This window comes from Streptomyces ziwulingensis (genome assembly GCF_039542605.1).
Lineage (GTDB): Bacteria > Actinomycetota > Actinomycetes > Streptomycetales > Streptomycetaceae > Streptomyces > Streptomyces ziwulingensis.
Window position 1 is genome coordinate 48,353 of record NZ_BAABIG010000013.1, and the last position, 22,528, is coordinate 70,880.

At 73.3% G+C, this 22,528-nt stretch carries 23 protein-coding genes; 10 read left to right on the top strand and 13 right to left on the bottom strand.

Annotated elements, in window-relative coordinates; genetic code table 11:
* The first annotated feature begins 153 nt into the window (after positions 1 to 153).
* Positions 154 to 1,443, top strand: a complete 1,290-nt coding sequence (locus tag ABEB00_RS06045; RefSeq protein ID WP_345617861.1) for an ROK family transcriptional regulator — start codon at positions 154 to 156, stop codon at positions 1,441 to 1,443.
* A gap of 89 nt (positions 1,444 to 1,532) precedes the next feature.
* Positions 1,533 to 1,847 carry a hypothetical protein gene (locus ABEB00_RS06050; RefSeq protein WP_345617862.1) on the top strand — a complete coding sequence of 105 codons (315 nt, stop codon included), beginning with the start codon at positions 1,533 to 1,535 and terminating at the stop codon, positions 1,845 to 1,847.
* Positions 1,848 to 1,921: 74 nt separating this feature from the next.
* On the opposite strand, the gene ABEB00_RS06055 is transcribed toward ABEB00_RS06050, so the two are convergent.
* The 9 genes from ABEB00_RS06055 to ABEB00_RS06095 form a co-directional block, all read right to left on the bottom strand.
* Positions 1,922 to 2,956: an SDR family oxidoreductase gene (locus tag ABEB00_RS06055; protein WP_345617863.1), complete on the bottom strand. Its 1,035-nt coding sequence runs from the start codon at positions 2,954 to 2,956 to the stop codon at positions 1,922 to 1,924.
* 136 nt (positions 2,957 to 3,092) lie between these two features.
* Positions 3,093 to 4,127, bottom strand: a complete 1,035-nt coding sequence (locus ABEB00_RS06060) for an SDR family NAD(P)-dependent oxidoreductase (RefSeq protein WP_345617864.1) — start codon at positions 4,125 to 4,127, stop codon at positions 3,093 to 3,095.
* A gap of 339 nt (positions 4,128 to 4,466) precedes the next feature.
* Positions 4,467 to 5,687 carry an FUSC family protein gene (locus ABEB00_RS06065; RefSeq protein ID WP_425586442.1) on the bottom strand — a complete coding sequence of 407 codons (1,221 nt, stop codon included), beginning with the start codon at positions 5,685 to 5,687 and terminating at the stop codon, positions 4,467 to 4,469.
* Positions 5,684 to 6,340: an HAD family hydrolase gene (locus ABEB00_RS06070; protein WP_345617865.1), complete on the bottom strand. Its 657-nt coding sequence runs from the start codon at positions 6,338 to 6,340 to the stop codon at positions 5,684 to 5,686. Before ABEB00_RS06070 ends, ABEB00_RS06065 begins: the two co-directional genes overlap by 4 nt.
* A gap of 99 nt (positions 6,341 to 6,439) precedes the next feature.
* On the bottom strand, positions 6,440 to 7,501 hold the full coding sequence (locus ABEB00_RS06075; RefSeq protein ID WP_425586443.1) for a PHP domain-containing protein: 1,062 nt from the start codon (positions 7,499 to 7,501) through the stop codon (positions 6,440 to 6,442).
* Between the two features lie 182 nt (positions 7,502 to 7,683).
* Positions 7,684 to 8,925, bottom strand: a complete 1,242-nt coding sequence (locus ABEB00_RS06080) for a ricin-type beta-trefoil lectin domain protein (RefSeq protein ID WP_345617867.1) — start codon at positions 8,923 to 8,925, stop codon at positions 7,684 to 7,686.
* A 152-nt stretch (positions 8,926 to 9,077) separates the two neighbouring features.
* The gene (locus ABEB00_RS06085) at positions 9,078 to 9,758 is read right to left on the bottom strand and encodes a VanZ family protein (protein WP_425586447.1); all 681 of its coding nucleotides are present in this window, start codon (positions 9,756 to 9,758) and stop codon (positions 9,078 to 9,080) included.
* Positions 9,759 to 9,814: 56 nt separating this feature from the next.
* On the bottom strand, positions 9,815 to 10,477 hold the full coding sequence (locus ABEB00_RS06090) for a DUF4230 domain-containing protein (RefSeq protein WP_345617868.1): 663 nt from the start codon (positions 10,475 to 10,477) through the stop codon (positions 9,815 to 9,817).
* A gap of 152 nt (positions 10,478 to 10,629) precedes the next feature.
* Positions 10,630 to 11,580, bottom strand: a complete 951-nt coding sequence (locus ABEB00_RS06095; protein WP_345617869.1) for an NADP-dependent oxidoreductase — start codon at positions 11,578 to 11,580, stop codon at positions 10,630 to 10,632.
* Between the two features lie 71 nt (positions 11,581 to 11,651).
* On the opposite strand from ABEB00_RS06095, the gene ABEB00_RS06100 reads away from it, so the two are divergent.
* The 6 genes from ABEB00_RS06100 to ABEB00_RS06125 all read left to right on the top strand — a co-directional run bounded on the left by ABEB00_RS06100 (position 11,652) and on the right by ABEB00_RS06125 (position 17,336).
* Entirely contained in the window at positions 11,652 to 12,620 is a 969-nt protein-coding gene (locus ABEB00_RS06100) for a GlxA family transcriptional regulator (RefSeq protein WP_345617870.1), read from the top strand.
* 260 nt (positions 12,621 to 12,880) lie between these two features.
* Complete coding sequence (locus ABEB00_RS06105) at positions 12,881 to 14,725, top strand: ATP-binding protein (RefSeq protein ID WP_345618055.1); 1,845 nt, start codon at positions 12,881 to 12,883, stop codon at positions 14,723 to 14,725.
* Positions 14,726 to 14,730: 5 nt separating this feature from the next.
* Positions 14,731 to 15,141 (top strand): roadblock/LC7 domain-containing protein, encoded by a 411-nt coding sequence (locus tag ABEB00_RS06110; protein ID WP_345617871.1) that lies wholly within the window; start codon positions 14,731 to 14,733, stop codon positions 15,139 to 15,141.
* Complete coding sequence (locus tag ABEB00_RS06115; protein WP_345617872.1) at positions 15,138 to 15,509, top strand: DUF742 domain-containing protein; 372 nt, start codon at positions 15,138 to 15,140, stop codon at positions 15,507 to 15,509. Before ABEB00_RS06110 ends, ABEB00_RS06115 begins: the two co-directional genes overlap by 4 nt.
* A complete protein-coding gene (locus tag ABEB00_RS06120; RefSeq protein ID WP_345617873.1) occupies positions 15,490 to 16,104 on the top strand; it encodes a GTP-binding protein in 615 nt (204 codons plus the stop codon). The genes ABEB00_RS06115 and ABEB00_RS06120 overlap by 20 nt, the downstream gene beginning before the upstream one ends.
* Positions 16,101 to 17,336, top strand: a complete 1,236-nt coding sequence (locus tag ABEB00_RS06125; RefSeq protein WP_345617874.1) for a cytochrome P450 — start codon at positions 16,101 to 16,103, stop codon at positions 17,334 to 17,336. The genes ABEB00_RS06120 and ABEB00_RS06125 overlap by 4 nt, the downstream gene beginning before the upstream one ends.
* Positions 17,337 to 17,381: 45 nt before the next feature.
* On the opposite strand, the gene ABEB00_RS06130 is transcribed toward ABEB00_RS06125, so the two are convergent.
* Entirely contained in the window at positions 17,382 to 18,413 is a 1,032-nt protein-coding gene (locus ABEB00_RS06130; protein WP_345617875.1) for a 7-epi-alpha-eudesmol synthase, read from the bottom strand.
* A 307-nt stretch (positions 18,414 to 18,720) separates the two neighbouring features.
* On the opposite strand from ABEB00_RS06130, the gene ABEB00_RS06135 reads away from it, so the two are divergent.
* On the top strand, positions 18,721 to 19,113 hold the full coding sequence (locus ABEB00_RS06135) for a VOC family protein (RefSeq protein ID WP_345617876.1): 393 nt from the start codon (positions 18,721 to 18,723) through the stop codon (positions 19,111 to 19,113).
* A 39-nt stretch (positions 19,114 to 19,152) separates the two neighbouring features.
* Here ABEB00_RS06135 and ABEB00_RS06140 read toward each other — a convergent pair whose 3' ends face one another.
* Together ABEB00_RS06140 and ABEB00_RS06145 are read right to left on the bottom strand one after the other, a co-directional pair.
* Positions 19,153 to 19,425 (bottom strand): DUF4235 domain-containing protein, encoded by a 273-nt coding sequence (locus ABEB00_RS06140; protein ID WP_345618056.1) that lies wholly within the window; start codon positions 19,423 to 19,425, stop codon positions 19,153 to 19,155.
* 125 nt (positions 19,426 to 19,550) lie between these two features.
* Positions 19,551 to 20,576 (bottom strand): glutathione S-transferase family protein, encoded by a 1,026-nt coding sequence (locus ABEB00_RS06145; protein WP_345617877.1) that lies wholly within the window; start codon positions 20,574 to 20,576, stop codon positions 19,551 to 19,553.
* 359 nt (positions 20,577 to 20,935) lie between these two features.
* Here ABEB00_RS06145 and ABEB00_RS06150 point away from each other — a divergent pair, with 359 nt between their 5' ends.
* Complete coding sequence (locus ABEB00_RS06150) at positions 20,936 to 21,844, top strand: cation diffusion facilitator family transporter (RefSeq protein ID WP_345618057.1); 909 nt, start codon at positions 20,936 to 20,938, stop codon at positions 21,842 to 21,844.
* 87 nt (positions 21,845 to 21,931) lie between these two features.
* Here ABEB00_RS06150 and ABEB00_RS06155 read toward each other — a convergent pair whose 3' ends face one another.
* Positions 21,932 to 22,381 (bottom strand): nitroreductase family deazaflavin-dependent oxidoreductase, encoded by a 450-nt coding sequence (locus ABEB00_RS06155; protein ID WP_345617878.1) that lies wholly within the window; start codon positions 22,379 to 22,381, stop codon positions 21,932 to 21,934.
* Positions 22,382 to 22,528: the final 147 nt, after the last annotated feature.

Sequence of the window (22,528 nt, forward strand, 5' to 3'; positions counted from 1 at the left end):
TGTCCACCTCATGGCGCCGGCCGGCGCCGGGCCGGCTCGGCCCTTCGAGCGGCACCGCTTAGTTCAGGACGTGAATTAAGCACGGGGGAAAGTCGCGGCGAGCGCCTCCGCAGAGGTATCTTGCGGGTCGGGCACGGTTCGGAGAGGAGCCACATGGCGGGGCAGAACGGGCGCACGGTGCGTGACCTCAGAAGGGCGAACCGCACAGCCGTCCTGCAACGGCTCTACTTCGACGGACCGCTCAGCCGCTTCGAGCTGGGCCCGGCGACCGGCCTCAGCTCCGGTTCGGTGAGCAACGTCGTCGCCGACCTGGTCGCCGACGGCCTGGTGGAGGAGGCGGGCAGCGTCGACTCCGACGGCGGCCGGCCCCGCACCCTGCTGCGGGTCGTCCCCGGCAGCGGCCACATGATCGGCGTGGACGTCGGCGAGACCCGGGTCCGGGTCGAACTGTTCGACCTCACCCTCACCGAACTGGCCCGCGCCGAACGCCCCCTCGCCCCGCAGCGCTACGACGTCGAGGTCGTCGTCGGCCACATCCGCGACGGCATCGCCGAGGTGCTCGCCGCCACCGGACTCGCCCCCGAGCGGCTGCTCGGCGCCGGGATCGGCGTCCCCGGCATCATCGAACACACCCCCGACCGGGGCGCCGTCGTCCACGGCCAGACCATCGGCTGGGACGCGGTCCCGCTGGAGGCGCTGCTGCGGGCCGGCTCCCCGCTCCCCGGCGCGGTCCCGTACCTCATCGACAACGGCGCGCGGACCCTCGGCCAGGCCGAGATGTGGTTCGGCGCCGGACGCGGCGCCCGCAACGCGGTCGTGGTCCTCTTCGGTTCCGGCGTGGGCGCCAGCCTGGTCACCCCGGAGGTGGAGCAGGGCCGGGCGGTCGAGTGGGGGCATCTGACCGTACGGGTCAGGGGCCGCCGGTGCCGCTGCGGCGCGCTCGGCTGCCTGGAGGCGTACGCGGGCGCCGAGTCGCTGCTGGCGCGCTGGCGCGAGGAGGGCGGCCGGGTCCCCGAGGGCACCGACGAGGAGACGGCGCTGACCGCGATGCTCGCCGCCGCCCACCCCGCCGGGGACGAGCAGGCCGACCCGGTCGCGCTCGCCGTCCTGGAGGAGACCGCCGAGTACCTGGGCGCGGGCCTGTCCGACCTGATCAACCTCTTCCAGCCCGAGCGCATCCTCATCGGCGGCTGGGCCGGCCTCCAGCTCGGCACCCGCTTCCTGCCGGCCGTCCGGCGCCACGCCATGTCGTACGCGCTGCGCCACCCGGCCGGGAAGGTCACCGTGGAGCTGGGGCGGCTCGGGCCCGACGCGGTGACCGTGGGCGCCGCGATCCTGCCGCTCGCCGACTTCTTCGCCCGCGGCGGCCGGCGCCGCGAACCGGCCCCGCAATACCCCCTTCCGGCCTGGCGTACGGCGTTGGAGGAGCGCGCCCCGCGCTGAGGTTTCGCAGGTCGGCGCGGAGGTACCAGGTACCCGACATCGCTCGCCCGGAGAACCGCGCCGGGCCGGACGACAGGAGGGAGAGCGCCGTGACCGACCACCGCGCCGAAGGACCCGGGGAGAACGGTGCCCCCGTTCCCCGGGACATGCCGGACCAGCAGGCCGACGCCGGCGAGGACCCCTGGGAGGTCGCGCCCGGTCTCGCGGCCCGCGGCGACGTGGACCCCGATGTGGCCGACGGCGCCGACGGCGGCGACGACGCGGACGCCGGGCCGGCCGAGGAGTCGGTCGGCCCCGCCGACGACGTACCCGACACCGACGAGGCGGGGACGGGGCGGCAGGGCGCGCCGCGGTCCGGAGCGGGCCAGTCCGAGCACCCGGTGCCCGAGGAGTCCTCCGGCTGAGCCGGTCCGGTGCACACCGAGGGCGGCCCGGACATCTGTCCGGGCCGCCCTCGGTGTCGTGGTCAGTGTTGCGGTCAGCCGACCTTGCGGCCCCGCAGCGGCTCCGTCGCCGCCCCGGCGCCCTGCTGGAACCCCTGGAGGAACTCCTCCAGCACCTCGGTCGCGGTGCGCTCCGGACGCCAGCCCAGTTCCGCCCGCGCCCGGGTGCAGTCCATCAGCGGCAGCCGCAGTACCGCGTCGAACAGATGAGGTGACGCCGGCAGCAGCCGCATCCCCCAGGCCGCGGCGATCGCCGCGCGTGCGGCGGACCGGGGGAGCCGGACCCGGCGGGGTGTGCCCACCAGTTCACCCAGCATCCCGGCGTCGACCGGCGGATCGGCCGCCAGGTTGTACGCGCCCCGGGCGTCGGCGGTGCGCACCGCGAGCCGGTACGCGTTCGCCGCGTCGTCGGTGTGCAGTGCCTGCATCCGCAGGCCGGGGATGTCCGGCAGGAACGGCAGCAGGTCGGGCCGGGCCAGCGGGCCGGGCAGGAACCGGCCGCCGAAGATCCGCCGCTGCTCGCTGGCCGACTGGCGCTTGAACAGGAACGCCGGCCGCATCCGCACCACCCGCAGCCGCGGATGGTCGCGTTCGAAGGTGTCCAGGGCGCGTTCCAGATACGCCTTCTCCCGGCAGTAGGCGGCGTCCGGCCAGCCGTGCGTCGGCCACGACTCGTCCACCGCCCGCTCCTTCGGCCCCGGCGAGTAGGCGCCGACCGACGAGGCGTGCACCAAGGCACCCACCCCCGCCGAGGCGGCCGCCTCGAAGACCCGCAGGGAGCCGAGCACGTTGGTGCGCCAGGTCCGGACCGGATCGTGGGTCGGCTGGAACGCCCAGGCCAGATGGATGACGGCGTCGGCCCCCGCGAAGTGTCCGGCCAGGTCGCCCCGGTCGGAGGCGACGTCGACGGCGGCCCATTCCGTTTTCGGCGGCGCCCACTCCGGGACCCGCCGGGCCAGTCCCAGCACGGAACCGACCTCCGGGTCCTCCGAGAGAAGACGCACCACACTGGTGCCCACGTTGCCGGTGGCACCGGTGACCACGACCCTGCTGCCCGCTGCGCTGCTCACTTTCCGCTCCTCTCACCGCTTTCCGGGCGGAATCCCCCGGGTACCCCGCACCGGGACCCGCACGCCGGGATGCCCGCCGGACCGCGGCGAAGGGCCGTGACCCACCGGCGCGGCCAGGACGGAAGAGGGCCGACGGCTACCCGGCGAACGCGTCCACGCCGGTCAGCTCCGCCGACAGCCGCCACAGGCGGGCCGCCTGCTCCGGGTCGGCCGCCCACTCCTTGACGCCCGCCCGGTCGCCGTCGTCGGAGGCGGGCTCGGCGATGTCGCAGTCCTCCAGGTAGACACCGCCCAGCCCGTCCAGCCGCGGCGAGGTCGCGGCCCAGACCTGGGTCGCCGCGCCCTGCTGCGGTGTCTTGAAGGCGTCCGGGTTCGCCAGGCGCCCCTCCTCGTCGATCCAGCCCCGCTCCACCATCTCCGCCGTGGCCAGATGGCGCTGGAGCGGGGTGAGGATGCCGCCGGGGTGCAGGGAGAAGGCGCGTACGCCCCGGTCCCGTGCGAGCCGGTCCAGATGCACGGCGAACAGGGCGTTGGCGGTCTTCGCCTGCCCGTAGGCCGCCCACTTGTCGTAGCCGGTGCGCCACTGCACGTCGTCCCAGCGGATGCCGCCGGCGTGGTGCCCTCGGGAGGACACCGACACCACCCGGGCCCCGCCGGGTTCGATGGCCGGCCACAACAGGTTGACCAGCGCGAAGTGACCGAGGTGGTTGGTGGCGAACTGCGCCTCCCAGCCGGGCCCGACCCGGGTGAGCGGGCAGGCCATGACGCCGGCGCTGCCGATGACCATGTCGATCGTGCGCCCCGAGGCGAGGAACCGCCCGGCGAAGGCGCGCACGCTGTCCAGGTCACCGAGGTCGAGGGCGTCCACCTCGACCCGGTCGAGGCCCGCCAGCGCCTCCCGCGCGGCGTCGGCGCGGCGGGCGGGGACGACGACCCGGGCGCCGGCCCCGGCGAGGGCCCGCGTCGTCTCCAGGCCGAGACCGGAGTAACCGCCGGTGACGAGGGCGAGCCGCCCGGTCAGATCGAGGCCGCCGAGGACCTCCTCGGCGGTGCTGCGGGCCCCGAAACCCGAGCCGATCCGCTGCTGCGGAGTACGCGTCGGGGCGTGCGACGAGATGTGCGGCGGGGTGTGCTGTGCGGCGTGCGGTGAACGGTGCTCGGAAGTGCTCATGTCCGGCACGCTACGAAGTGGAGTGCTCTCGAAGTCAAGCGGTACCGCCGGCCGGGGGAGTGGGAGAGCCGGACGGGCGGGGGAGCGGGCGGCGAGCGGGCGCCGGGCAGCGGGAAGCCCCGACCGGGACGGGGGAATCACGGCCGGGGCGGCTGAGGGTGTGGGCACGGATGGCGGTCGCCTCTCGGCGAAGGGCTCCACAGGGCTTCAGCCGAACGATCTTCCCTGTGGGCGGATGGTGAGGCCCGGGGACACTGTCCCATCCGCACCCACACGGTCTTCAACGGAGCAGACCCCTCAGGTGTTCCGAGGCCGGCCGTCGCGCCGGGGTGAGGTGAGTCACTGCCGCACGGCCCCGGGCACGGCCCCCGTGGCGGAACCCGTCCCGTCGTCGGCCGGCACCGTCTCGGCCCAGATGTCCTCGGCCTGGAGCAGCAGCGTGCCGAGGACCGCGGCCGGCCCGGCACCGTGGCGCGCGTGCTCCCGCAGCCCCTCCTGGAGCCGCTCGTGCAGTTCCTCCAGCGCCGGCCGGGCCGGCTGCTCCGCGCGGACGTGCTCCTCCTCGCCCCGCAGACGGCCGGCCTGCACCTGGCAGGCGTCGCCGATCAGCTCCAGCAGCCGCGCGTACAGACGCAGCACCGCTCCCTCGGGCGGGACCGGCGTGCGGCGCTCGTCGACCGTGACCGCCAGTGTCCGCACCAGCGCCGTGACGTTGCCGACGACGCGGCTCCAGCGCCGGTCCTCGTCCTCGGGCGGCACCGTCGACGCCGATGGCACCCGGTGCAGGGCGCGCAGCGGACCGTAGGTCAGCCGCAGGCTCTCCCGGCTCCAGGAACGGGCCGCGCCCAGCGCGTCGAGCCGGCGCCGCAGCCGTACGGTGGCGCTGGTCCAGTCGGCCGTCGTCTGCTCGTCCCAGTCACCCTCGCGCAGGCCGTCGGCGACCGTGTGCAGGACCTCGCCGGTCTCCCGGGCGAGCCCGGCCAGGTTCTCCCGGACGTCCCGCAGGTGGATCGGCGGGAAGACCAGGGCGTTGACGGCGACGCCGACGACCGCGCCGAGCGCCGCCTGGCCCAGCCGGTGCCCGACCGCGGCCTCCGTGACCGCCCCGGAGGTCAGGGTGAAGATGGCCGTGGTGGCCGCGTAGATGCCCTGCGCGCCCAGCCGCGGCCAGTTGGCGAGCAGCATCAGCGGCGGCAGCGACAGGGCGAGTGCCACCGTGGTGTCGTCGCTGACCGCCTGCGCCCCCGAGGCCAGCAGGGTGCCGGCGCAGATGGCCGCGAACTGCTGCCCGGCCTGCCGTACCGAGCTGTAGACGGTGGCCTGGACCAGCACCACCGCGACCCAGGGCGCCATCAGCGCCATCGGGTCGTCCATCCACAGCCCCGCCACGGACCAGGCGAGCAGGCCCGCCGCGGCCGCCTTCAGCGACTGCTTGACCAGGTCGCGCTCGCGCCCCGGCCCCTTCCCGGCGGCCCGCGCGGCCTGTCCGGCGGCGTACACCTCCCTGCGCACCGCGTCGGTGAGACGGCCCGCCCGGTCGCGCGTGAACGGTCCGCTCACGCCAGCGGGCTCCCGGCCAGGTCGGCCAGCAGGGCGGCGGGATCGTCGTAGAGCGTCTGTGCTCCGGCGTCCCGCAGGTCGGCGCCCGCGACACCGCCGCAGAGCAGTCCGACGCAGCGCACCCCGGCCCGGCTGCCCGCCCGCATGTCCCAGACGGTGTCGCCGACGAACACGGCCCGTTCGGCGGGCACCCCGGCCAGTTCCAGGGCGTGCCGCACCGGCTCGGGCGAGGGCTTGCCCGAGTCGACGTCGTCGGCGCTCGCGGTCGCGGTGATCGCGTCGTCCGCGCCGATGGCCCGCCGCAGCGCACCCAGCTCCGCGCCGCCCGCCGAGGTGGCCAGGACCACCGTCCAGCCGTTGCCGGCCAGCTCGCGCAGCAGGTCCCCGGCGCCCGGCAGCGCGGGCAGCCGGTCGAAGTACTGGCCGTACAGGGCGGTGTGCGCGGCGCTCAGCGCGGCGTCCTGACCGGTGTCGCGGTCCTCGCCCAGCAGGTGGGCGACGAGGTCGGTGGAGGGGAGCCCCACCGCCCGGTGGATGGCATGCGTCGGCACGCGGTGGCCCGCCTGCCGGAACGCCTCCCACCAGGTCACCACGTGCAGATGATTGGTGTCGACGAGAGTCCCGTCGACGTCGAACACGGCCGCCCGTTCCATGCGCCGTTCCTCTCTCGCGCTCCGGTACCCCGGACTCCAGTGCCCGCGGTCTCCGGTGACCCGGAGCTTCGTATTCCGGATCGCCCGGCGGGTACCACGTCAGCGGCTCGCCACTCCGGCCGGTGTGCGGCCCTCGCGGGTCCAGGCCAGCAGCTCCTCGCGCGACCAGGTGGTGACCACCCGCTCCGGCGGCACCCCGCACTCCTCGGCCCGCGCGCAGCCGTAGCCCTGCCAGTCGAGCTGGCCGGGCGCGTGGGCGTCGGTGTCGACCGAGAACAGCACCCCCGCCGCCACCGCCCGGCGCAGCAGCCGTCGCGGCGGGTCGAGCCGCTCCGGTCTGCTGTTGATCTCCACCGCCGTGCCGCTCGCGGCGCAGGCCGCGAACACCTCGTCCGGGTCGAACTGCGACTCGGGCCGCCCCCGCCCGGTGACCAGCCGGCCCGTGCAGTGACCCAGGACATCGGCGTGCGGATCACGGACGGCGGCCACCATGCGGCGGGTCATCGCGCCGGCGTCCATCCGCAGCCTGGAGTGGACGGAGACGACCACCACATCGAGCCGCTCCAGCAGCTCGGGCTCCTGGTCGAGGGAACCGTCCGCCAGGATGTCGCACTCGATGCCGGTCAGCAGGCGGAACGGCGCCCAGGTCGCGTTGAGCCGGGCCACCGCGTCCAACTGCTCCCGCAGCCGCTGCGGGGAGAGCCCGCGGGCCACGGTCAGCCGCGGTGAGTGGTCGGTCAGCACCGCCCACTCGTGCCCGAGCCCGGCCGCGGTCCGGCCCATCTCCTCGATCGGGCTGCCGCCGTCCGACCAGTCGGAGTGCAGATGGCAGTCGCCGCGCAGCAGCTCCCGCAGCCGCTCCCCGCCCCGGGCGAGCGGGGCGTCCGCCGCGCCGAGCAGCTTCTCCAGGTAGCCGGGCACCTGTCCGGCCAGCGCCTCCCGGGCCACCTGCGCCGTCTTCGGGCCGACCCCCTTGAGCGCCTCCAGCGAACCGGCGTCCGCCCGCCGCCGCACCTCTTCCTCGGGCAGCGCGGAGAGCACCCGTGCCGCGGTGCGGAAGGCGCGGACGCGGTAGTCGGGTTCCCGTGACCGCTCCAGCAGGAAGGCGATCCGCTCCAGTGCCGCGACGGGACCCCTCGCTTCCTCCGCCACCTGGGGCACCTCCTTCTCCCGGCTCCCTGGTTCCGCCGGCTGTCCGGGGTCTCCTCCGGCGGTCCGGTCTCCGCCGGCCTTCCGGTGTCCTCGGCTCTCCGGTTCCTCCAGGGTTCCCCAGGACCGCGTCCGGCGCACGGCCGGACGCGGAACCGGGGACGGCGGGTGAGGTCACGGCCGCCCCGTGCCGCTCAGCCCACCGTCCACTTCTGGTTCGCGGTGCCCGAGCAGGTCCAGAGCTGCAGCCGGGTGCCGTTGGCCGAGCTGTTGCCGGCGGCGTCCAGGCACTTGTCCGCCTGCGGGTTGACGATGTCGCGGGCCGCGGTGACCACCCACTGCTGCGCGGCGCTGCCGTTGCAGGTCCACAACTGCACGACCGTGCCGTCCGCGGTGCCACCGCTCGCGGCGTCCAGGCACTTGCCGAGCGCCCGGATCGTGCCGTCGGAGCCGACGGACCACTGCTGGGCGGCGGTGCCGTTGCAGTCGTAGAGCTGTACGGCGGTCCCGTCGGCCGAGTTCGCCGCCGCGACGTCCGCGCACTTGCCGCCCAGACCCCGGATCGCGCCGCCGGCTCCCGAGCCGCTGGTCGTCACCGAGACGTGGTCGACGACGAGCGCCTGCGGGAAGACGGTGGAGCCGTCGGGGTCGCCGGGCCAGTAACCGCCGACCGCCAGGTTGAGGATGAGGAAGAACGGCTTGTTGAACACCCACTGCTTGCCCGCCAGGTCGGCGGGGGTGCGCCGCTGGTAGACGGTGCCGTCCACCGACCAGGTGACGGAGTCGGGCGCCCAGTCCACGGCGAAGGTGTGGAAGGCGTCCGCGAACGCCTGGCCGCCCGGCAGGGTGTACCCGGCGCCGATGCCGCCGGAACCGGAGTAGCCGGGGCCGTGCAGCGTGCCGTGGACGGTGGCGGGCTCGAAGCCCACGTTCTCCATCACGTCGATCTCGCCGGAGTTCGGCCAGCCGACCTGGCCGAGGTCGGCGCCGAGCATCCAGAAGGCCGGCCACATGCCCTGGCCGCGCGGCACCTTCATCCGCGCCTCGACGTGCCCGTACTGCGCGGTGAACTTCCCGGAGGTGTTCAGCCGGGCCGAGGTGTACTGGCAGGTGCCGTACCAGCACTGGTAGTTGGACGGGTTCTCCCGGCGGGCCGTGATCACCAGATGGCCCTGGCCGTCCAGGGCGGCGTTGCGGTTGCCCGCCGTGTAGTACTGCCGCTCGTGGTTATTGACGTTGTCGCCGGTCTCGATCTGCCACTTCGAGGAGTCGACGGCGGCCCCGGCGGCGCCGTCGAAGGTGTCGGAGAACGTCACGGCGGCGGGCGTGACGTCCGCGGTGTCCGCCCGCGCGGCGCCGGTCCCGAAGGAACCGGTCAGCAGCGCGGCGGACAGTGCGGCGAGGAGGCATCTGCGGAGCAGGCGTGGACGGACCACGTGCTCTCCCTTCCGTGCGGCGTCCCGGGACGGGAGCGCCGACCGTGGTGGGGGGCAAGGGTGACGCCTCTTGATTTAAGGAGTGAGATAAGGGGGTCGTCAAGACGTTGGTACGGACCACTCCGCCGCGCCGCCGGCCACGTCCCCGCCCCTCAGGTGGTCTTGACCCGGCGGGCGTGCACCGCGCGGCTCATCCGCCGCCCCAGGAGCAGATAACCCACCAGCGCGCCGGAGGTGTTCAGGATGACGTCGTCGATGTCGAAGGCCCGCCCGGTGATCATCGCGCCCTGCGCGAACTCCACCATGAGCATCACGACGGCCGTCAGCAGCAGCACCTTCAGCAGGCCGCGGGTGCGCGGGGCGACGACCGGCACCAGGACGCCGAACGGCACCCCGAGCAGGATGTTGCCGCCGACCTGCTTGAACGCGTCGCGCAGCGCGGGCTGGTCCAGGTACGACTTCAGGGAGTCTCCGGGGTGCAGGTTGGTGTGGGTCAGCGCCTCCGAGGCGGGCGAGGGGTTCAGGGTGAGCCGCGCCAGCACCACCGCGAACGCCACCATGAAGAGGAAGGCGCAGGCCATGGCCAGCAGCCGCAGCGGGAGGGGCAGCGGGCGCCGTTCGGGCTGCGCGGAGCCCTTGCCCTTGCTCCGGCCGCGGAGGCCTTTGCCGCCGGTGCCGGCGGAGTCCTTCCCTCCGGTCGGGCCGGGTCCCTCGTCAGTGGTCGTGACGGGCCTCTCGTCCTTGGTCGTGACGGGTGCCTCGGTCTTGGTCGTACGCGGGCGCAACAGGGATCGCGGCCGTGGGGCGGCGGCACGAGCCATTCGGTCCTCCAGTCGTCAACTTGCTCATCAGGGCGAGCGGTTACCCGCCGGTCTGCCGACGATGCCGCTCAGTTTCCGTAGCTCACCTTCACCTTCTCGAAGCCCAGGGAGCCCAGGAGGCCTTTGAGCATGCGCGTGGTGTTGGTCTCGGCGCGCCGGGTCAGCTCGGTGTCCTTCGCCGCCTCGCCGATGTGCCGTACCGCGAGCTTCTGCACGGCCTGTTCGCTGTTGGGGTTGTCCGAGAACAGGTCGCCGAGCCGGTCCAGGAGGCCGCGCTGCTTGGAGACCGCGTAGGAGCGGTCGGGGTCGAGCGCGGGCTTGCCCAGCCGGGCGTGCGGCAGCTTCAGCGTGGCCGAGGTGCGCTCCTCGTTCACCCGCACGTCGTCCTCGCCGACCTTGCCCAGGTCCACATAGGCGTCGACGGTGCCGGCCCCCACGTAGAGCGTGCGCGAGCCGCGGACCGCGTCGGGCAGGTACTTGGTGTCCTTCTCCAGATCGACGACGATCTGGAAGTTGCCGGAGGCGGCGTCGTAGCGGCTCATGTCCTGGATGGACTGCAGCAGCGCCGGCCCCGAGCGGTCGTGCGTCTCCGTGCCGAACAGGTCCTTGAGGCCCGGCAGCACGCTCAGCCAGATGCCCGCGAAGAACACGGCGAGCACCAGGACGACGGCGCTCACCGCCTTCGCCCAGCGCGGCATGCGCCCGCGGTCACGCCTGATGGGAGTCGTCATGGCGACAGCCCTCCTTCCTACTGACCGCATGCCCCCCACTTCTCGTGCCAGACAGGCCAGTTGGGTCACGGAAGGGACAGGGGGGCGCACCGGGTGGGCAGGAGGGCTACGAGGCGAACGGCAGGACGAAAACTCCGTCCCGCCGCGTCCGGTCAGTCCATGGTCAGGACCAGCTTGCCGGAGGTACGGCCCGTTTCGCCGAGCGCGTGCGCCTCGGCCGCGGCGGCCAACGGGAAGGTCCGCTCGACCGAGGCGCGCAGCTTCCCCGCCTCCACCAGGGCGGCGATCTCGCGCATCCCGCCCCGGTCGGCGTCCACGAGCATCCGCGCCGCCCGCACCCCGAGCCGCGCCGCCTCCGCGTAGAGGTCGTCCGACCCGACCGGCAGGATCGAGACCACGATCCCGCCCGGGCGCAGCACGCCGAGCGACTTCACCGAGGTCTCGCCGCCGAGGGTGTCCAGGACCACGTCGACGTCCCTGACGGCCTCGGCGAAGTCGGTCTTCCGGTAGTCCAGCGGTTCGTCCACGCCGAGCGAGCGCAGGAAGTCGTGCTTGCCCGCGCTGGCGGTGCCGATCACGTGGGCGCCCCGGGCCTTGGCGATCTGCACGGCGACGTGGCCCACGCCGCCGGCCGCCGCGTGGACCAGCACCCGCTGCCCCGGCCGTACGTCCGCCCGCTCCACCAGCGCCTGCCAGGCGGTCAGCGAGACCAGCGGCAGCGCACCGGCCTGCACATGGCCGATCCCGGTCGGCTTGTGCCAGAAGCCGCGGGCCGGCGCGGTGACGTACTCGGCGTGGGAGCCGTGCCCGAACGGGTACGTCAGCATGCCGAAGACCTCGTCGCCCGGCCGGAACTCCGCGACCCCGGTCCCGGCCGCCTCGACCTCACCGGAGACGTCCCAGCCCAGGACGAACGGGGGGTCGCCGAGGAAGCCGCCGTTCGCGCGGTGCTTCCAGTCGGTGGGGTTGACCCCGGCGGCGCGCACCCGCACCAGCACCTCGTTGGCACGCGGAACGGGGCGGTCGACCTGTACCTGGGCAAGGACCTCGGGGCCGCCGAGGACGTCCTGGCGGATGGCTCGCATCGTCTTCACATCGTTCATGGTCACCCAGCCTGGCGGCTTCCGCCCGCCCGGGAAATGGCATGAAGGTCACCCTCCGATAGGATCGTGCCATGCCTCGTGCCCCGCACCTCCCCGAGCGTCCGGAACGGGTCGTGGTCCTCGCCCTCGACGGCGTCTACACCTTCGACCTGGGCATCCCCAGCCGGATCCTCGGCGCCGCCGACGGCCGGTACGAGGTGCTGGTCTGCACGGCCGACGGCCGTCCGGTGCGCACCGACGGGGGGTTCACCCTCACCCCCGACCACGGTCCCGGCATCCTGGCCACGGCCGACACGGTGGTCGTCGCCGCCGTCGCCCCGGACCGGGTCACCGCCCCGCCGTCCGCGCCGGTCCTGGCCGCCCTGGCGCAGGTACGCCCCGGCGCGCGCCTCGTCTCCATCTGCACCGGCGCCTTCGTCCTGGCCGCGGCCGGCCTGCTGGACGGGCGGCGGGCGACCACCCACTGGCGGCTCGCCGGGCTCTTCGGCCGCATGTTCCCGCAGGTCGACCTGGACCCGGACGTGCTCTTCGTCGACGACGGCTCCGTCCTGACCTCGGCCGGAGCCGCCTCGGGCGTCGACGTCTGTCTCCACCTCGTCCGCGAGGACCACGGCAGCGAACTGGCCAACACCGTCGCCCGCCGCTGCGTCGTCCCGCCGTTCCGGGAGGGCGGCCAGGCGCAGTACATCGACCAGCCGGTGCCCGAGCCGGGGGCCGCGAGCACCGCCGCCACCCGTGCCTGGGCCCTGGAGCACCTGGACGAACCGCTGACCCTGGCCGGCCTCGCCGCGCACGCCCGGATGAGCCTGCGCACCTTCGCCCGCCGGTTCCGGCACGAGGTGGGCGTCAGCCCGGGGCGCTGGCTGACCCAGCAGCGGGTCGCCCGCGCCCGGCACCTGCTGGAATCCAGCGACCTGCCGGTCGACCAGGTGGCCGGCCGGGTCGGGTTCGCGACCGGCGCCTCGCTCCGCCGGCACCTGCACGCCTCCATCGGCGTCTCACCGCAGACGTACCGCCGGACGTTCCAGTCGGCGCACTGACCTGGCCTGGATGTACCGAAGGTAACCCCTCGGGGTCGACGAGGAGACAAGTCGACTTCACCGAGCGATGGCGGGGCGTGACGGAACCCTCACTTCCGCGAGCCGGTGAGATTGATCTTTTAGTACTGAGAACCGATAAGCTCCCGAAAGGCGCTGCGAGTTGACGTGACCGTGATCCGGTCGCGCCTCGCGGTGCGTACTCATGAGTGCGGTCCCCTTGCACACCCCACCGTTCGATCGTGTCGTTTCGAAGGATGCAGATGGAACTCGCCACTCCGCCACCGGCGGCGCGGGCCCCTGTCGCCTGGTACAGCTGGTGGCTCATGCCGCTGGGCCTGGGAGGCGGGACGGTTGCCGCCACGTTCATGAGCTCGGAGCGCCTCACCGCGGCCGTCGCCGGAGTCGCGGCCACGGGGGCGAGCGCCGTGTGCGTACGCCTCCTGCTCCGCACCCGGGCACGGCTGCGGCGGACCGAGGAGACCCACCGCGCCGCCCAGGCCGAGCACAGCCGGCAGTGGCAGCGCCACATGGCGGGCCTGGAGAGCAAGACCACCGCCGAGCGGGCCGCCCTGGAGGCGCGACTGGCCGACAGTGCCGCCGCGTACGAGGCGCAGCTCGCGGAGCGCGCCCGCGCCTACGACGAGGCACTGGCCGAGCGGACGAAGTCCTACGACGAGCGGATCGCCGCGCAGACCGCCTCCTACGAGGACCTGCTCGCGGAGCGGATCGGCTCCGGTGAGGACCGTGTCGCCGAGCAGGCCGAGACCTACGAGGCGCGGCTCGCCGAGCAGACCAGGACGTACGAGGACCGGCTCGCCGACCAGGCGGCCGAGTGGCAGGAACAGCTCGCGCACGGGCTGGCCGCGGTGCGCCGGCTCGCCGACGAGCAACTGCCCGAGGCGGTACGCCGGCTGCGCGCGGGCGACGCCATCGACGACATCCTGCCGGCCCTCTCCCAGTTCGCCCAGGTGAACGCCGACCTCCAGGCCGAACTGCGCAAGGTGCTGCGCACCTCCCTGATGGGCGTCGAGGCCGAGTTCGACCGCTCCACCTCCGCCGAGCAGGCCGTCATCAGCATCGGCAACCGCATCCACGTGCTGACCAGCAAGTTGCGCGGGCGGCTCCACGAGATGCAGGGCGAGCACGGCCGGCTGCCGGCCGTCGCCCGGGGCCTGATGGAGCTGGACCAGGCGATCGGCCCCGCCGACTGCCTGGCCGCCAGCATCGGCGTGCTCGGCGGTTCCGACCGGCCGGGACGCCAGTGGCAGGAGCCCCAGCGCCTGCTCAGCGTGGTGCGCGGCGGCATCGGCCGGATCAAGGACTTCCACCGGATCCAACTGCACCACCTGCCCGAACTCGGGGTCGACGGCGGTCTGGTCGATCATCTGACGCTGATCTTCGCCCACCTGCTGGACAACGCCGCCCGCTACTCGCCGCCCACCGAGCCGGTGGTCGTCTCCGGCAAGGAGGTGCCCAACGGCGTCGGCATCGAGATCCAGGACTCCGGCAAGGGCCTGAACGAGGAGAAGAAGCGCGAGGCCGAGCACGCCCTCGCGGGCACCGGCTCCGGCGCGGGCATCGGCGGCATCTCGGAGGACGCCAACATCGGCCTGCGGGTCGTCGGCATCCTCGCCCGCCGCTACGGCATCCGCGTCACCTTCGCCGACTCGCCCTGGCTCGGGACCTCCGTCGTCGTGGTCGTACCGCACAAGTACTTCGGCCCGCTGCCGTCGGCCGCCGCCTCCACCGCCGCCGCGCAGGCGGCCGCCGAGCCCGCCGCGCCCGAGGCCGTACCGCCGGCCCTCGCGCCCGTCGTCACCCTGGTGCGGGAGGAGTCCGCCGAGCCGTCGGCGGGGACCACCACCCCCGGCGGCCTGCCCCGGCGCCGCAGCAGACGCAGCGAACCCGCCCGCCCGGCGTCGGAGAGCCGGGCCGAGCGCCCCGTCATGGCCGCCGTCCCCCCGGACGCCTCCTTCGCCGGTCTCGCCGCCTTCGCCACCGCCGGACGCGACCCCGGCACGGCGTCCGGGCCCGAGCGGCCCGCCGACCGCGACACGACCACCGGTGGTCCCGCCACCGAGCACCGCACTGAAGAGAGCGACTAGTCCACATGACGCACCAGGGAACCGACGTGAGCTGGGCGCTCCGCGACCTTGTGGAGAGCATCCAGGAGATCCGTTTCGCCCTCGTGGCCTCCAGCGACGGCAAGGCCATCACCTCGTACGGCGCCGAAGACCCCGACGACGTGGACCGCTTCGCGGCCGTGGTGGCCGGCCTCCAGGCCCTCGCCCAGCCGGTCGCCGAGCAGTTCCCGCAGCACGCGGGACAGCTCCGCCTCGCCATGATCGAGGTCGACGGCGGCCACCTCTTCGTCGTCCGGGCCGGTGTGGAGACCTACCTCGGCGTCCTCGCCCGCGAGGGTCTCGACCAGGGGCTGCTCGGACACCAGATGAGGGACCTGGCCCGCCGCATGGGCGAGTTGCTCGGGACCACCCCGCGCCTGGAGGACCACTCTGGATGAGTGCTCCCCGCCGACCGACCGACCCGTCCGGTCTCGAGCGCTACTACGTCCTCACCGGAGGACGCAGCGGACCGGGCGGCTCGGCGTCCACCCTCGACGTGGCGACGCTGGTCGTCGCCCGTGTCACCCCCTTACCGGGCATGCAGCACGAACACGAGGAGATTCTCCGGCGCTGCCGCGATCCGCTGTCCGTGGCAGAGCTGGGCGCCCACCTCCACCTGCCCTTCAACATTCTCGCGGTGCTGCTCTCGGACCTGCTGGACGCAGGCCGCGTGGAGGCCCGCGATCCCATCCCGGCGCACGGCGCCGGCCGCGGGCCCGACCTCGCGCTCCTTGAGGAGGTACTCAGTGGACTTCAAAGGCTTTGACCGACCAGGCGGGCCGGCCTCCGCCGCCACCGGTGACACCCGTTCCGTGAAGGTGATGATCGCCGGTGGGTTCGGCACCGGGAAGACCACCATGGTCCGCTCGGTCAGCGACATCAAGCCGCTCACCACCGAGGAGACCCTCACCCAGGCGAGCGCCGACGTCGACCACCTGATCGGTGTCGCCGACAAGACGCAGACCACCGTCAGCCTGGACTTCGGCAAGATCAGCCTCAACGACACGCTGATGCTGTACCTGTTCGGCACGCCCGGCCAGGAGCGGTTCTGGTTCCTGTGGAACGGCCTGTTCAAGGGCGCCCTCGGCGCGATCGTCCTGGTGGACACCCGGCGCCTGGCCTCCAGCTTCCGGGCCATCGAGGAGATGGAGCGGCAGCAGGTCCCGTTCGTCATCGCGCTCAACGTCTTCCCCGACTCGCAGAACTTCCCCGCCGAGGAGATCCGCGACGCCCTGGACATCCCCGAGCGCACCCCGGTCGTCACCTTCGACGCCCGCGACCGCGCCTCCAGCCGTGACGTGCTCGTCACCCTCATACGTCACCTGCGGGAACGCTCGGCCGTCGCCCTGGAGCCCCGATGAACGACACCGAGCCCACCACCGGCCGCTGCCCCGTCGCCCACGGCGCGGACGCCACCCGGCTCTACGGGCAGGAGGCGGCCCGGGACCCGCACCGCATCTACGCGCGGCTGCGCCAGGAGCACGGCGCGGTCGCCCCGGTGCTGCTGGAGGGCGACGTCCCGGCCTGGCTGGTCCTCGGCTACCGCGAGAACCGGCGGGTGCTGGACCACCCCCTGCAGTTCAGCCGCGACTCGCGGATCTGGCGGGACTTCGCGGACGGCCGGGTGGAGCCCACCTCGCCGCTGATCCAGATGCTGGGTTGGCGCCCCGACTGCGTCTCCCAGGACGGCGAGCCGCACCGCCGGCTGCGCGGCGCCGTCACCGACAACCTGTACGCCGTGGCCGGGCGGGGCATCCGCCGCCACGCCACGCACTTCGCCCACCGGCAGATCGACGCGTTCGCCGACGCCGGCCGCGCCGACCTGGTCGCCGACTTCGCCGAGTACCTGCCGATGCTCGTGCTCACCCGCGTCTTCGGTCTCGCCGAGGCGGAGGGACTGAGCCTCGCCGAGTCCAGCAACCTGGTGCTCAAGGGCGGCGCGGACGCCCTGGAGCACAACGAGCGCATCATGGGCATCCTCGGCGAACTCACCGCCCGCAAGCGCAAGGAACCGGGCTCCGACTTCACCACCGGCCTCATCGAGCACCCCGCGGGCCTCGACGACGACGAGATCGTCAACCACCTGCGCCTGGTGCTGATCACCGGCTACACCATGACCAGCAACCTGCTCGCCCGCGCGCTGCAGATGATCCTCACCGACGACGCCTGGCTCACCGGCCTGGTGGGCGGTCAGGTGAACCTCTCCGCCGTGGTGGAGGAGGTCATGTGGAACACCCCGCCGCTGGCCGTGCTGCCGGGCCGGTTCGCCACCGCCGACCAGGAGCTGGGCGGCTGCCCCGTCAAGGAGGGCGACCTGCTCGTCCTCGGCCTCGCGGCCGGCAACCACGACCCGGAGGTCCGCCCCGACACCGAGGTCTCCGTCCAGGGCAACCAGTCCCATCTGGCCTTCAGCGCGGGCCCGCACGAGTGTCCCGCGCAGAACCTCGGCCAGGCCATCATCGAGACGGCCGTCGACGTCCTGCTGCACCGGCTGCCGGGCCTGCGCCTCGCCGTGCCCGCCCGGAGCCTGACCTCCACCGCCTCCACCTGGGAGTCACGGCTGGACAGCCTGCCGGTGGAGTTCACCGTCTGAGGGGCCGCGTCGCCCGGCCGGTGCCGCCGGGCGACGCGGGCCGTCTCACACGGCCAGCAGGTCGTCCACCGAGCCCCGCCCCGCGAGTTCCGCGGTGGCCACCGGGCCCTCCTTCGCCGCCGCGTACCGGCCGCTGGTCAGTGCCCACTCGTAGTTGCCCCTGATCCAGTGCTGGACGGCCTCCACACCCATCCGCACCCGGTCCCGCTCGGCCGCGTCCAGGCCCAGCGCGGCACACATCGCCGGGACCCGCGCCTGGAGCGCCAGGTACTCGTCGAGGCAGGCGGTCGTCATCCGGTACGCCTCCGCGGCGGCCTCCTCCCACGAGCAGTCCCGCTCCCGGTGCAGTACGGCGATGAGGTTGTGGCCGTCGCCGCGGCGCCGCTCCCGCTCGAAGGAGTGGATGTCGTTCATGAAGCCGATGGTGTCCGCGGCCAGATCCCGCATCCGCTCCATCACCGGGTGCGCCATCGCCCGTTCCGGCACCTCGAACCGGCGGCTGCGCTCGCCCGCGTCGATGCTGTGGTGGATGCCGACCGTACGGCGCCGGAAGGCGGCGTACTCCGCGAGCCCGAGCGTGCCGGCCCGTCCCGAGGCCGCCAGGTCGACCTCCTCGACGTGCGCCGTCAGGAACCGTCCCCAGGAGGCCGCGAACCGCGTCTGCCAAGTCAGGGACATGCCATCCGAGAGGTGCTCCCAGACCTCGGCCCAGGCCAGCGTGATGGGGCAGACCACCCGGGGCGCGGTTCCCGGCGGTCGCAGCGGCGTGACGATCAGCTCCCGCGCCACCTCCGCTATCCGCTCCGCGCGGTCCGGCCGGGCGGCGTCGAACTGGTCGTCGAAGAGGAAGGCCAGGGAGAACCAGTTCATCAGCACGACCATGTCCTCGGCCGAGGCGTACGGATAGGTCCGGGCCGCCGCCTGCGCCAGGTCCCACGACTCGTACTCCTCGAACCCCGCCCGGCTGCGCACCAGCCCGCGCTCCTCGACCCACCGCAGATGGCGGGCGCGGGCGGACTCCAGGTGCGCGCTGACCGGGCTGTCGAAGGGCAGGTCGAAGCGGACGTCCTGCGGCATGTGTGTGGTTTCCTTTCGCCGTGCGTGACGCAGAGTCCCCCGGCCCCGCGGACGGGCGGTCGCGCTGACCGCCCGTCGAATCGAACTGGGCTTCACGACTCGATAGTTGTACCGAGAAATGAAGCGGTACGAGGCTGCCCAGACGCCAAATGATCTACACGGCCGACTCTTCGTGATCTTCGTTACTGCCGCCGCCTGCCGCGCCGCGTACACTCGCGCGCCTGAATCCGCCCGGCGGGGATATCCGCAAGACCGTGGGCGGCGGAGCACTACCGCCCCGCGCCCACCGGACCTTCGGAGGAAGAAGATGGCACTGGTGAAAGCGGGCATCGTGGTGCTCGACTGTGCCGAGCCCGAGGCGCTCGCGGAGTTCTACAAGGAACTGCTGGGCGCCGAGGAGACGGACGTGTCCGCCAACCGGATCGAGATCAGGAGCGCCGACGGCTTCCGCATGGCGTTCCGCCGCGATGTCAACGCCACCCCGCCGAGCTGGCCCCGCCCCGAGAACTCCCTCCAGGCCCACCTCGACTTCGTGGTCGACGACCTGGACGAGACCGAGCGCGGGGTGGTGGGACTGGGGGGACGCCCGATGGAGGCGAAGGACCCGTCCGGTCCCTTCGAGGAGCGCGGCTACTCCGACCCGTCCGGCCACTCCTTCACCCTGCGCCGCAACACGTCGCCGGCCCCCAAGCAGGGCTGACGCCCTGGGGGGCCGGCGACGCGGCGGGGACGGGCGGGGTCAGTCCCGACCGCCCGTTCCCTGGGTCGGCCAGACGCCGGTGGAGCGCTCGATGGCCTTGGCGCCCGAGCGGTCCACGGCGCTGCGGACCACGGCGAAGATGGCGCCCTGGACCGCGGCGGCCAGCAGGACCTCGCCCCAGCCGCGGTCCGGGTCCAGGGCGTCGGGCGCGTCGTCCTCGTGCCGGAGGACCTTCCACGTCTTCTGGAAGGCCAGCCCGGCCAGGGTGCCGCCCGCCCAGCCCAGCACGAAGCCGACCGGCTTGTAGGCCATCGGGAGCTTCTGCTTCTTCTTCTTGCCCACGGGGGTCTCCTCAATCGCGATGGGTGAACAGGTCGATGGGTGAGTGAGTGAACGGGTGAAACGGGTGAACGGGGTGGTGGCCGGGTGGCGCGCGGTCAGGGTCTGCCCCGCGCCGGGACCTCCTCACCGGCCGGCACCGGACCCGGCGGGGTGCCGTCGCCGAACGGCCGGCCGCCCAGCTCCTCGCGGTGATGGGGCGTCAGCCACCCGGACAGGTCGGGCCCCAGGGGCACGATGCCGGTCGGGTTGATGCCGGTGTGCACCTGGTAGTAGTGGCGCTTGATGTGGTCGAAGTCGACCGTGTCGCCGAAACCCGGCGTCTGGAAGAGGTCGCGCACGTAACCCCACAGCACGGGTGACTCCGCCAGCTTCCAGCGGTTGCACTTGAAGTGGCCGTGGTAGACCGCGTCGAAGCGCACCAGAGTGGTGAACAACCGGATGTCCGCCTCCGTGATCGTGTCGCCGACGAGATAGCGCTGCCGCTCCAGACGGGCCGTCAGCAGCTCCAGCCGCCGGAACACACCTGTGCACGCCTTCTCGTACTCCGCCTGGCCGGTGGCGAAACCCGTTCGGTACACGCCGTTGTTGACGTCCTCGTAGACGCCGGCCATCACCTCGTCGATCTCGTCCCGGTGTGCCTCGGGATACAGGTCCGGGGCGCCCGGCCGGTGCAGGGCCGTCCACTCGGTGGCCAGGTCCAGGGTGATCCGCTGGTAGTCGTTGGTGACCAGCCGTCCGCTCGCCACGTCCACCAGCGCGGGCACGCTGACCCCGCCCGGGTAGCCGGTCTCCCGCCGGTCGTACGCCTCGGCGAGGTGGCGGATGCCGAGCACCGGGTCGCGGCCGTCCGGGTCGAGGGTGAACCGCCAGCTACGGTCGTCCTGGATCGGGTCGACCACGGCCAGGGACAGGGCGTCCTCCAGACCGAGCAGCCGGCGCGAGACGAGCGCGCGGCTCGCCCACGGGCAGGCGCGGCTGACCACCAGCCGGTAGCGGCCCGCCGCCACCGGCCAGTTGTCCCGGCCGTCGGCGGTGATCCGGTCCGCGAAGTGACTCGGCGACCGCCGGAACGCCTTCCTGCCGTACGCGGTGTTGCCGCCGGCCTCCTTGTCGCCGCTCATGTCCTCTCCTGTCCGTCGTGCGGGCCCTCCCAGGGACGCGTTCCCCGTTTTCGGCGGTCGGCACTGGTGGGACACCCACAAGGCGGGTGTGATCCGGGCCGGCCGGGGGCAGTCGGCGAAAGGCGGGGGGCACACCCTCGCGGTACACGCCAGAACGTACGGATCACACCGCCCACACCGGAACCAGCCGTACGGACCAGGGGAGGGACGACATCACGGACTCCACGACCGACCGTACGGACCGAGAGACCGACGGCACGGACACGCACCCGGACACCACCACCGGCGCCCCCGCCCCGGCCGACCAGGAGGAACACCGGACGGAGAGCAAGGCGGACCGGCGCACCCGCGTCACCGTCCTGGTGGCGCTCGCGGCGAATCTCGTCATCGCGGTCGCCAAGGCGATCGGCGGCGTGATCGCCGGGTCACCGGCCCTGCTGTCGGAGGCGGCGCACTCCGTCGCCGACAGCCTGAACGAGGTCTTCCTCCTCGCCGCCCTGCGCCGCAGCCGCCGCCCCGCCGACCGGCAGCACCCCTTCGGCTACGGCAAGGAGCGCTTCTTCTGGTCGCTCCTCGCGGCCGTGGGCATCTTCGTCATGGGCGGCTGCTTCTCCTTCTACCAGGGCGTCGAGGCGCTGCGCAGCGGTGCCGAGGAGGAACTGACCGGCTACGTCGTCGGCCTCGTCGTCCTGGGTGTCGCGCTGCTCGCCGAGGGCGGCTCGCTGCTGCGCGCCCTGCACCAGGTGCGGCAGCAGGGCGGCGGCCTGAGCGACCCGGCGCTGCGCACGGTCGTCGCCGAGGACGGCACGGCGGTGCTCGGCGTGACCCTCGCCATGATCGGCATGGCGCTGCACATGATCACCGGCCAGGTCGTGTGGGAGGCGAGCGCCTCACTGGCGATCGGTCTCCTGCTCGTCTTCGTCGCCTTCAAGCTGGGCAGCGACGCCCGCGAGCAGTTGATCGGGGAGGCGGCCGACCCGGAGTCGACCAACCGGATCCGGGCGCTGCTCGACGCGCAGCCGGAGATCGACAGCGTCGAGGCGCTGTTCACCATGAAGACCGGTCTGAACTCCGCGCTGGTGGCCGCGAGCGTGGACCTGATGCCCGGCATGGACAGCGAGCGGGTCGAAGAGGTCGCCGTCCGCATCAAGCGGTCCATCTCGAACACCGTGCCGGAGGCGCACCGGATCTTCCTGGACGTGACCGACCGGCACGCGCGGGAGGCAGCGCGAAGCCCCGCCGCGACGGGGGAACGCGGCGGGGCCTGACCCTTGGGTGCCCGGCGGCCGGCGCTTCATGCGCCGGCCGCCGAAGATTTTCCCGGTCTTTTGCGCGGCGGCCGTTCCCGGCCCCGCTCAGGAACCGTCGGCCGGCTCCAGGACGAACACCGGAATCTCCCGGTCCGTCTTCTTCTGGTATTCGGCGTAGGGCGGGAACGCGGCCACCGCCCGCTCCCACCACTCGGCCTTCTCGGTGCCGGTCACCTCACGGGCCGTCATGTCCCGCCGCACCGGGCCGTCCTGCAGTTCCACCAGGGGATCGGCCTTGACGTTGTGGTACCAGACCGGGTGTTCGGGCGCGCCGCCCAGCGAGGCGACCGCCGCGTACCGGCCCTCGTGCTCGACCCGCATCAACGGCGTCTTGCGCAGCTTCCCGCTCTTCGCGCCCAGGGTCGTCAGCACGATCACCGGCATGCCGGTGTCCTGCAAAGTCGTCCCCCGCGTCCCGCCGGAGCTTTCATACAGCTCCACCTGCTCGCGCACCCACTGCGTAGGGCTGGGTTCGTACTCGCCCTCAAGAGGCATGGCATCCGTCCCATCGTCCGGTCGTACGGCTCTGACACCGTCGTCCAACATCATCCGGTGCCGGATCCATCCCTACCGGCTCCGGCGGGCCGGCCGGGAGCGATCCCCGGCCGTTTCCCCGGCACCACCGATCTGGCCGAACTTCGC